Source organism: Pigmentiphaga sp. (assembly GCF_019689535.1).
GTDB lineage: Bacteria > Pseudomonadota > Gammaproteobacteria > Burkholderiales > Burkholderiaceae_B > Pigmentiphaga.
Genome location: NZ_JADGHH010000147.1, coordinates 1 through 8,979 on the forward strand (window position 1 = coordinate 1; position 8,979 = coordinate 8,979).

10 protein-coding genes are annotated in these 8,979 nt (G+C 65.1%); 9 read left to right on the plus strand and 1 reads right to left on the minus strand.

Features of this window, described 5'->3' with window-relative positions:
• Positions 1 to 94 precede the first annotated feature (94 nt).
• The gene (locus IRZ12_RS12745) at positions 95 to 1,252 is read right to left on the minus strand and encodes an ATP-binding protein (protein ID WP_296468989.1); all 1,158 of its coding nucleotides are present in this window, start codon (positions 1,250 to 1,252) and stop codon (positions 95 to 97) included.
• Between the two features lie 280 nt (positions 1,253 to 1,532).
• Here IRZ12_RS12745 and flhD point away from each other — a divergent pair, with 280 nt between their 5' ends.
• The 9 genes from flhD to IRZ12_RS12790 form a co-directional block, all read left to right on the plus strand.
• Positions 1,533 to 1,847 carry a flagellar transcriptional regulator FlhD gene (gene flhD, locus IRZ12_RS12750; protein ID WP_296469009.1) on the plus strand — a complete coding sequence of 105 codons (315 nt, stop codon included), beginning with the start codon at positions 1,533 to 1,535 and terminating at the stop codon, positions 1,845 to 1,847.
• A 42-nt stretch (positions 1,848 to 1,889) separates the two neighbouring features.
• On the plus strand, positions 1,890 to 2,444 hold the full coding sequence (flhC, locus tag IRZ12_RS12755; protein WP_296468991.1) for a flagellar transcriptional regulator FlhC: 555 nt from the start codon (positions 1,890 to 1,892) through the stop codon (positions 2,442 to 2,444).
• A gap of 229 nt (positions 2,445 to 2,673) precedes the next feature.
• On the plus strand, positions 2,674 to 3,534 hold the full coding sequence (gene motA / locus IRZ12_RS12760; protein WP_296468993.1) for a flagellar motor stator protein MotA: 861 nt from the start codon (positions 2,674 to 2,676) through the stop codon (positions 3,532 to 3,534).
• A gap of 22 nt (positions 3,535 to 3,556) precedes the next feature.
• Positions 3,557 to 4,465 carry a flagellar motor protein MotB gene (gene motB, locus IRZ12_RS12765; protein ID WP_296468995.1) on the plus strand — a complete coding sequence of 303 codons (909 nt, stop codon included), beginning with the start codon at positions 3,557 to 3,559 and terminating at the stop codon, positions 4,463 to 4,465.
• 40 nt (positions 4,466 to 4,505) lie between these two features.
• Positions 4,506 to 5,468 (plus strand): chemotaxis protein, encoded by a 963-nt coding sequence (locus IRZ12_RS12770; protein WP_296468997.1) that lies wholly within the window; start codon positions 4,506 to 4,508, stop codon positions 5,466 to 5,468.
• Positions 5,458 to 5,853, plus strand: a complete 396-nt coding sequence (gene cheY, locus IRZ12_RS12775) for a chemotaxis response regulator CheY (protein WP_296469001.1) — start codon at positions 5,458 to 5,460, stop codon at positions 5,851 to 5,853. The genes IRZ12_RS12770 and cheY overlap by 11 nt, the downstream gene beginning before the upstream one ends.
• On the plus strand, positions 5,853 to 6,602 hold the full coding sequence (gene cheZ, locus IRZ12_RS12780) for a protein phosphatase CheZ (protein WP_296469003.1): 750 nt from the start codon (positions 5,853 to 5,855) through the stop codon (positions 6,600 to 6,602). Before cheY ends, cheZ begins: the two co-directional genes overlap by 1 nt.
• Positions 6,603 to 6,615: 13 nt before the next feature.
• On the plus strand, positions 6,616 to 8,469 hold the full coding sequence (locus IRZ12_RS12785) for a chemotaxis protein CheA (RefSeq protein ID WP_296469005.1): 1,854 nt from the start codon (positions 6,616 to 6,618) through the stop codon (positions 8,467 to 8,469).
• Between the two features lie 192 nt (positions 8,470 to 8,661).
• On the plus strand, positions 8,662 to 8,979 hold a 318-nt coding region (locus tag IRZ12_RS12790), incomplete at its 3' end, for an EscU/YscU/HrcU family type III secretion system export apparatus switch protein (RefSeq protein WP_296469007.1).

Genomic DNA, 8,979 nt, shown 5'->3' on the forward strand with positions numbered 1-8,979 from the left:
GTGAACGGGAGGGGCGTCGTGCTGGACGCAGGGGAGGCGGGCGCCTTGAATGGGATGCTCGCGAAGGCATCGGGCCTTCCCGCTCGGTTCAAGCTCAGTTCAATGTTTCCAGCGTGAAGTAGAACGTGGCGCCTTGCCCGGCCGCGCTTTCTGCCCAGATCTGGCCGCCGTGGCGGCTGATGATGCGGCGGACCGTGGCGAGCCCCACGCCGGTGCCGGGGAAGTCGCTCGCGCGGTGGAAGCGCTGGAAGGCGCCAAAGATGCGTTCGGCGTTTTTCGCGTCAAAGCCCGCGCCGTTGTCGCGCACGAAATACACCGTCTGTTCGCCGCGGGGGAAGCTGCCGAACTGTATCTGCGCGTCGGGCTGCTTGCCCGTGAATTTCCAGGCGTTGCCGAGCAGGTTGTCGAGCGCGATGCGCATCAGGCCGGCGTCGCATTCGGCGTGGAGGCTTTCGGGTAGGTCAACCTTGACCGTTCGCGTGGGATGGTCGCAGCGCAGTTGTGCCACCACGTCACGGGCGAGGGCGGCAAGGTCCACGCGGGTCTTGTGCAGCCCGCTCTGGTTGATGCGGGCCAATTGCAATAGGTTGGCGATCAAGCCGTCCATGTGGCGCGTGGTGTCAAGGATGTGCTGCAGGTGGCTGGCGGCCGTTTCGTCCCGCCAGCCGGCGAGCCGCGACCCCAGCAATTCCGCAAAGCCCGCGATCTGGCGCAGCGGCGCGCGCAGGTCGTGCGAGACCGAATACGAAAAGGCCTCGAGTTCTTCATTGATGACGCGCAGCTGCTGCGTGCGCTCGGCCACGCGTTTCTCGAGTTCGCCCTGGATGCGCCGCGCCGCTTCTTGTTGCTCCATGTGCTGCGTGACGTCGCGCGCGTAGCCCGAGACGGCCACGGCTTCGCCTTCCTCGTTGTACAGGCAATTCATGTGGACTTCGAACCAGCGGGGCTCGCCATTCACCGTCCAGATTTGCTCGAAGCGCCGGCGCGACTTGGACTCCAGCATTTGCTGGTGGCGGACCCGGTAAATGCGGGCAAGCGAAGCGGGCATCACGTCTTCCATGGGCTTGCCGAGGCAATGTTCGGCCGAAGTGTCCAGCAGCCGGGCGTAGGTCTGGGACACATAGCGGTAGCGGCCTTCGCGGTCTACGACCCACACCGCGGCCGGCAGCGACTCCAGGGCGGCTTGGAGAAGGTCGCGGTCTTTGTCGCCGAGGGCTGCGCCATGTTGCAAGAAGGGAATCGCGTTTTGCATCGGTGTGTGCAAGTCAATCCAGTCCGTGGTGTAAGAAAAATTCTTACATGTGGAGGGGGCTTAGGTAGACGTGAAATCCAGCCCGCTTCCGACCTGGCCGTCGTTACGGTTGTCGGATAATTTACATATTGAAGCAATGCAACCGAACTCCGCACCAAATTTGGTCGGGTTATCAGTGTTGTTTTCGCCCTCAGGGGCGCTTCCTAAAGGAATCACGATGAGTCAAGTGTGCGACGAGGTCGAAGCGGCGCTGCCGGCCTCGAAAGCCGAGCATTCTCCCATGTCTCGATTGAGCGAGGAAATCCGCGACGCGAACCTGACTTATTTGATGCTTGCCCAGCAAATGCTGCGCGTGGACCGCAGCGAAGCCTTGTATCGCCTGGGTATTTCCGCCGAGGTGGCCGACATTTTACTCTCGCTTACCACGGCACAGCTCCTCAAGATTGCCAGCTCGGGCATGTTGCTGGCGCGCTTCCGCTTCGACGACACGCTCATCTGGAACCTGCTTGCCTCTCCCAAGCGCGATGATCCCTCGCCTCGCATCCATGCTGCCATCCTGATGGCGGGCCAAACGGCGGCCAAGGCCGCGGCCTGATTTGCCGGGTTCCTATCGTGGGTGGTTTGCATCGGGGGCCCTATGGCTCGCGCTAAGAGCGTGTTGTCTGAAGCCCGGCAGATCGAGATCGCATCCGAGTTGATCCGGCTGGGCGCACGCCTGCAGGTGCTGGAGGCGGAAGTGCAGTTGTCGCGCGAGCGGCTGCTGCGCCTGTACCGGGAGATCCAGGGCAAATCGCCTCCCAAGGGCATGCTGCCGTTTTCCACGGATTGGTTCATGACCTGGCAGCCGAACATTCATTCGTCGTTGTTCATGAACATTCATCGCCACCAAGTGAGCATGGGTGACGCCCCGGTCGAGGCGCTGATCCGCGCCTATCGGCTGTACCGGGAGCAGGTGGGGCAGTTCGGCATGCCCGAGGTGCTTTCCATCACCCGGGCCTGGCGCCTGACGCGCTTTTTCGATGCGGGCATGTTGGGCATGGCGGCCTGTACCACCTGTGGCGGCGAATTCGTCACCCATACCTACGAGCTGACGCGGCGGTACGTGTGCGGGCTGTGCAACATGCCTTCACGCGCGGGCAAGACCCGCCGTGCGGCCCGGGATGCCACGGGCATCCAAGCCGAAGCGGGTTGAGCGCGGCGCGCGTTCCCGCCTCAAGTTTTTCCCGCAGCGGCCGAAAACCCGTTCATGGCTGCGCGCAATGTGCGCGGAGCCGAAATGCCCCAAGCAGGAGCATTCCCGGAGGTCCGGCCCGTCGCCGTCCGGCAAGGCGCCAGCGATGCTGCTGGGCACGGCGAGCCAGGCCCGCCGGTCTGCGCGCCTGACGCCACGGGAGTGGCTTCGGCTTGGGGTGGGACTCTATATGCTCGTCATCATTGGCTACATCATCGTTGTCGCGTCGGTGCTGGGCGGTTATGCCATGCACGGCGGTTCGCTGGGCGCGCTGTTCCAGCCGTTCGAACTCGTAATCATCGCCGGGGCGGCCTTCGGCGCCTTCGTGTGCGGCAATTCCACCAAGGTGCTCAAGGCCACGTTCAAGGCCCTGCCTACCACGTTGCGCGGCTCGCGCTTCACCAAGCAGCGCTACCTGGACCTGCTCGCACTGCTGTACGAAATCCTCAACCGCGTGCGGCGCGAGGGGCTGATGTCCATCGAGGCAGACGTCGAAGAGCCGCACGACAGCCCCCTGTTCCAGAAATATCCGGCGCTGCTGGCCGATGCGCAGCTGGTGGAGTTCGTTACCGACTACCTGCGCCTCATGGTCAGCGGCAACCTGAACCCGCTCGAACTCGAAGCGCTCATGGACCAGGAAATCGATACCCACCACCAGGAAGCCAGCGTGCCCGCGCAGGCCGTCCAGCGCGTGGCCGACGGGCTGCCCGCCTTCGGCATCGTCGCGGCAGTGATGGGCGTGGTCAACGTGATGGGCTCGGTGGGCGATCCGCCCGCGGTGCTGGGCGCCAAGATTGGGGCTGCGCTGGTGGGCACCTTCGTCGGCATCCTGCTCGCCTACGGCATCGTGGGCCCGTTGGCCTCGGTGCTGGAGCAGAAAGTGAGCGAGAGCTGCAAACAGCTCGAATGCGTCAAGGTCGCGCTGCTGGCCAGCCTGAACGGCTACGCGCCGGCGCTGGCGGTGGAGTTCGGCCGCAAGGTGCTGTTCTCCACCGAGCGCCCGAGCTTCGGCGAGCTCGAAGACACGGTGCGGGGCAGGTCCGCGGCCTGAGCGCGCGGCACAGGGTCGAGTCATGGCACCACGCAAGGAAGGCATCGCTCCCATCGTCGTCCGGCGCCCGCGCCGCTCGCGGCAGCGCGCGCACGGCACCGGCATGTGGAAGATCGCTTATGCCGATTTCGTCACGGCCATGATGGCCTTTTTCCTGCTGATGTGGCTGCTGACCACCGCGGCGCAGGCCGACCTGGACGGCATTTCCGAATATTTCCGCACCCCGCTGCGCGTAGCCGTGACTGCGGGCAGCGTGGCCGGCGATCCGGTCAGCGTGCTGCAGGGCGGGCAACACGTGAGCCCGCGCATCACGCCGCAGCGGCGCGCCAACGACGAAGAGCTGGAGGCCCGCGAGCGCCGCAAGCTCGAGGCGCTGAAGTCGGAGCTGGAAAGCCTGATCTTCACCCAGCCCACGCTCAAGCAGTTCAAGAACCAGATCCTGCTCGACTTCACCGACGAAGGCCTGCGCATCCAGATCGTGGATGAGCAGAACCGGCCCATGTTCGACAGCGGCAAGACCGTGCTCAAGGATTACAGCCGCGCCATCCTGGACGAGCTCGCGCGCGTGCTCAACGGGGTGGAGAACAAGATCTCGATCTCCGGGCATACCGATTCGACGCCGTACGCCGGCGGCGACGCCGGCTACAGCAATTGGGAGCTCTCGGCCGATCGCGCCAATGCCGCGCGCCGGGAAATGCTCAATGCCGGCATGAAGCCGGACAAGGCCTTGCGCGTCGTGGGGCTCGCGGATTCCGTGCCGTTCAATCGCGACGACCTGCGCGCGCCGGAGAACCGGCGCATCAGCATCGTGGTGCTGAACAAGCGCAGCGAAGAATTTCTCAAGAAAGGCGGCGTGTATGTCGATGTACCCGCCGTTCCGGGACACCTGAGCGGCGATGCGCTGCGGGTGTCAGCGCTCGAATCGCAGTGAACTTCGGGGCCGGCATCGTCCGGCTGGTATGGAGGACTTTATGGGTGCCGGTGACAATCGGTTGATGGAAATGGTGGACGAGAAGGCCCGGCTGGCCGGCTCCAACAAGATGGAGCTGCTGCTGTTTTCGCTCGGCGGCAGCGAGGTCTTCGGCATCAACGTGTTCAAGGTGCGCGAGGTGTGCGAGCTCATACCCATCACGCGGACGCCCAATGTGCCGCGGGGCGTGGAGGGCATCATCTCGCTGCGCGGGGCGATCCTGCCCGTGATCGACTTGGCAACCACCATCAACATGAAGACCGACGCGCCGCGCACCAAGCTGCTGATCACCGAGTTCTCGAGCCACACGCAGGCCTTCCTGGTCGCCGATGTCGACCGCATCGTGCGCATCGACTGGGACAAGGTGAAGTCGCCACAGTCCATGCCTTCGTCCAACACGTCCTTCATGACGGCGCTGACGGAACTGCCCGACGGCAAGCTGGTGTCCATCCTCGACGTCGAGCAGATCCTGGCCTCGGTGATCGGCGAGGACAAGATTCCGCCCGAGATCCAGCAGGTCGATCCGGACATCAAGGCCAACGTGTTCTTTGCCGATGATTCCGCGCTCGCGCGCAAGAAGATCACGGAAGTGCTGGACCGCATGGGCCTGCCGCACCAGCATGCGACCAATGGCGCGGAGGCCTGGCAGAAGCTGCAGGGCATCGCTGCGCGGGCCGAGGCCGAGAAGCTGCCGGTCGAACTGATGTTGGGGCTGATCCTGGTCGATGCCGAGATGCCGGAGATGGACGGCTACGTGCTGACCCGGCACATTAAGGCTGACCCACGTTTCAGCAAGATACCGGTCGTGATGCATTCGTCGCTGTCGTCGGTTGCAAACAAGAAGCTCGGACAACAGGTGGGAGTCGATGCCTATGTCGCGAAATTCCACCCCTCGGAACTGGCTAGTATGATCGCCGCTCAACTTACCCATATCAAGGCCAGAAAGGGAGCAAATGAAGCCTGACGATTTGAAGTTCCTTATCGTCGACGATTTCTCGACCATGCGGCGGATCATCCGCAACCTGCTGAAGGAACTTGGTTACAACAACGCCGACGAGGCCGAGGACGGCCAGGTCGCGCTCAGCAAGCTGCGCAGCGGCCTGTTCAACTTCGTGGTCAGCGACATCAACATGCCCAACATGAACGGTTTCGAGCTGCTGCGCGAAATCCGCGCCGACGCCCAGCTCAAGAAGCTGCCGGTGCTGCTGGTGACCGCCGAGGCGAAGAAGGAAGACATCGTGCTGGCGGCGCAGATCGGCGCCAACGGCTACATCGTCAAGCCCTTCACCAAGGCGACGCTGGAAGAAAAGCTGACCAAGATCATCCAGAAAATGAGCGGGAGCACGTAATGGCCCATACCGGCGATACCGAAGACCTCGAAGCGCTGTTCGATCAGATCTCCTCCGAGACGCTGGCGCGTATCAACGCTGCCCCGGATGCCGAGATCGCGCCGGCGTCGCCGGAAGCGGCGTGCGCCGGCGAAGAGAAGAAGGAATCGCCCGAGTTCTACCAACGCGTGGGCATGCTCACGCGCCAGCTGCACGATGCGCTGCGCGAGCTCGGCTACCACCAGAAAGTCGAGATGGCCGTGCAGTCGTTGCCCGACACGCGCCAGCGGCTCGACTACATCGCGCGGCTGACCGGGCAGGCGGCCGAGCGCGCGCTGTCCAACGTCGAGAAAGGCCAGGCCATCCAGGAAGCCGTCGAGCGCGAGGGTGCGCGGCTCAGCACCCGGTGGCAGCAGCTCTACGCCTGCGAGCTGGGCGTGGAGGAATTCAAGCAGGTCGCCGCCGATACCAACGCTTTCCTGCAGCGCGCGCAGGAAGATGCGCGCGCCACGCAGGCTTTGCTCACCGACATCATGATGGCCCAAGACTTCCACGACTTGACGGGGCAGGTGATTCAGAAGGTCGTCAAGCTGGCGCAGGACTTCGAAAATGAGCTGGTCAAGCTGCTGATCGAAAGCACGCCGCCCGAGAAGCGGAGCGCGGCGCATTCCGAGTGGATGAACGGGCCGGTCATCGATCCCACCAGCCGGGACGACGTGGTGACCAGTCAGGCGCAGGTCGACGACTTGCTCGAGAGTCTGGGTTTTTGAGCGGGAATAACGAGTGTCTGCCTTTTCCGACATGCAGGATCTGCTGGCCGACTTCCTGACCGAGGCGGCGGATCTCCTCGACGACGTCGACATCGGCCTGGTGGAGTTGGAGCAGCGCCCCCACGACACCGGCCTGCTGAACCAGGTCTTCCGCGGGTTCCACACCGTCAAGGGGGGCGCGGGATTCCTCGAGGCGACGCCGCTCGTGGAACTGTGCCATCGCGGCGAGAACCTGCTGGACCAGCTTCGCAGCGGCGCCCTGCGCGTCACGCCCGAGATCATGGACGTGATCCTTGCAGCGACCGGCGAAGTGCGCCGCATGTTCGCGGAGATGGAGCGCGGCGCGATGCCGGAGCCGGCACCCGAAGCCTTGCTGCGGGCCTTGGAGGCGGCGGCCAAGGGCGAATCCTTCGACGCGCGGAGCCTGCGCGGCACCGAGGCGGGCCGCGGGCAAGAGGGGACCGCGGAAGTCGAAACGGCGGCACCCGCCAAGCCGCAGCCGCCGGGGCAGGCCGCCGGCGAGCCCGATTGGCTGGGCTATTACCGCGCGGCGTTCGGCGAGCCGCCCGGCTCATCCAGCGCCACCACCGCCCCGGCGCAGGAACAGGCGCAGGCACCACGGGAAAGCGGGGCTCCGGCTTCCAAGCCGTATCGGCCCGAAATGTTGTCGCCGTCCGGCGGCGCGCAGGGCGCAGCGGCCAAGGACTCCACCATACGCGTGGATACCGCGCGCTTCGACCAGATCCTGAATCTTTCGGGCGAAATCGGCCTGACCAAGAACCGCCTCTCGTGCCTGCGCGATACGCTCCTGGGCGGCCGCCGCGACGAGGCCGTGGCCGAGACGCTGGATGCGGTGTTCAGCCAGCTCGACACCCTGGTCTCGGACCTTCAATCGGCCGTCATGATGGCGCGCATGCAGCCGGTGGGCCGCGTGTTCCAGAAGTACTCGCGGCTGGCGCGTGACCTCGCGCGGCAGCTCGGCAAGGACGTCGAGCTCATCATCACGGGCGGCGAGACCGAGGTCGACAAGACCATTCTCGACGAGCTCAACGACCCGCTGGTGCACCTGATCCGCAACGCAGTGGACCACGGCATCGAAACCATGGCCGAACGCCGCTCGGTGGGCAAGCCGGCGCGCGGCACCGTGCATTTGTCCGCGCGCCAGACGGGCGATTCCATCGTGGTCGAGGTCTCGGACGACGGCCGCGGCATGGATCCGGAAGTCATACGGCGCAAGGCGGTGGAAAAGGGCGTCATCGGTGCCGAGGAGGCGGCCGTCCTGGACCACGCGCATTGCCTGCAGCTGATTTTCCTGCCGGGCTTTTCGACCCGCAGCGAAGTCAGCGACCTTTCCGGCCGCGGCGTGGGCATGGACGTCGTCAAGACCAATATCGAGAAGCTCAAGGGGCAGATCGACATCCATTCTTCGCCGGGCATGGGCTCGCGCATCGTGATTTCGCTACCGCTCACGCTGGCCATCCTGCCCGTGCTGATGCTCAAGCTGCTCGACCAGCCTTATGCGATCCCGCTGTCGGTGGTGCGCGAGATCATTCCGCTGCGCCAGGAAGACATTCACCAGGTCGGCCATGGCCAGGCGCTCTCCCTGCGCGGCGAAGTCCTGCCCGTGTTCGACCTCGCGGCCCTGCTCGGGCGCGAGCGGGAGCAGCCGCCTTCGCTGGCGGTGGTGCTGGCGCACGGCGAGCGCCAGCTCGTGCTGGGCGTGGACGGCTTCATCGGCCAGGACGAAGTTATGATCAAGCCGCTCGAAGGCATCCATCCGCGCGGCGTGGCCGGTGCCACCCTGTCGGGCGACGGCACGCTGGTGCTGGTGCTGGAGATGAAGCAGCTGCTCGAGGGCGTGTTCTGACCGGACGCACGGGTCCTGGCCTCGCTCTCATCTAGATAGCCTAGTTTTCCGGCCTCTGTTCGGGGCTTTGGGATGCGCGCCTTTCGCGAATAATCCCTTAGCCGTGGTGGCGAGGCGGCTGGCGCTCGCCCGCAACTCCGGTATCCGCCAGGCGCAGCTTGGGCCCGGCGTTCGTCGATACCCCGGAAAACCGTGTCAGATAACCAGGAAAGCGGTCAGGAAAAGACCCTGGCGCCATCCCAGCGGCGGCTGGACCAGGCGCGCGAAGAAGGGCGGGTCGCGCGTTCGCGCGACCTGTCCGGTGCCATGGCGACCTTCGCCTGCGTCGCGGCGTTGATGTTGGCCGGGGCCGGGATCGTCGACCGCGCCATGGGCTGGATGCGCGCCGCGTTCTCGACCGCGGCCGCGAGCGCTGCGGCGTCTGGCGACGAAGCCGTGCTGTTACCCTCCCTGATGGATGCGCTGGGCGATGCCCTGCTTGCCATATCGCCCGTGCTGGCGGCGGGGATG

Excerpts from the sequence above, each read along its gene's own strand:
- motB (WP_296468995.1), top strand. The coding sequence starts at position 3,557 with ATGGCACCACGCAAGGAAGGCATCGCTCCCATCGTCGTCCGGCGCCCG.
- motA (WP_296468993.1), top strand. The coding sequence starts at position 2,674 with ATGCTCGTCATCATTGGCTACATCATCGTTGTCGCGTCGGTGCTGGGC.
- cheZ (WP_296469003.1), top strand. The coding sequence starts at position 5,853 with ATGGCCCATACCGGCGATACCGAAGACCTCGAAGCGCTGTTCGATCAG.
- IRZ12_RS12745 (WP_296468989.1), bottom strand. The coding sequence starts at position 1,252 with ATGCAAAACGCGATTCCCTTCTTGCAACATGGCGCAGCCCTCGGCGAC.
- cheY (WP_296469001.1), top strand. The coding sequence starts at position 5,458 with ATGAAGCCTGACGATTTGAAGTTCCTTATCGTCGACGATTTCTCGACC.
- flhC (WP_296468991.1), top strand. The coding sequence starts at position 1,890 with ATGGCTCGCGCTAAGAGCGTGTTGTCTGAAGCCCGGCAGATCGAGATC.
- flhD (WP_296469009.1), top strand. The coding sequence starts at position 1,533 with ATGTCTCGATTGAGCGAGGAAATCCGCGACGCGAACCTGACTTATTTG.
- IRZ12_RS12770 (WP_296468997.1), top strand. The coding sequence starts at position 4,506 with ATGGGTGCCGGTGACAATCGGTTGATGGAAATGGTGGACGAGAAGGCC.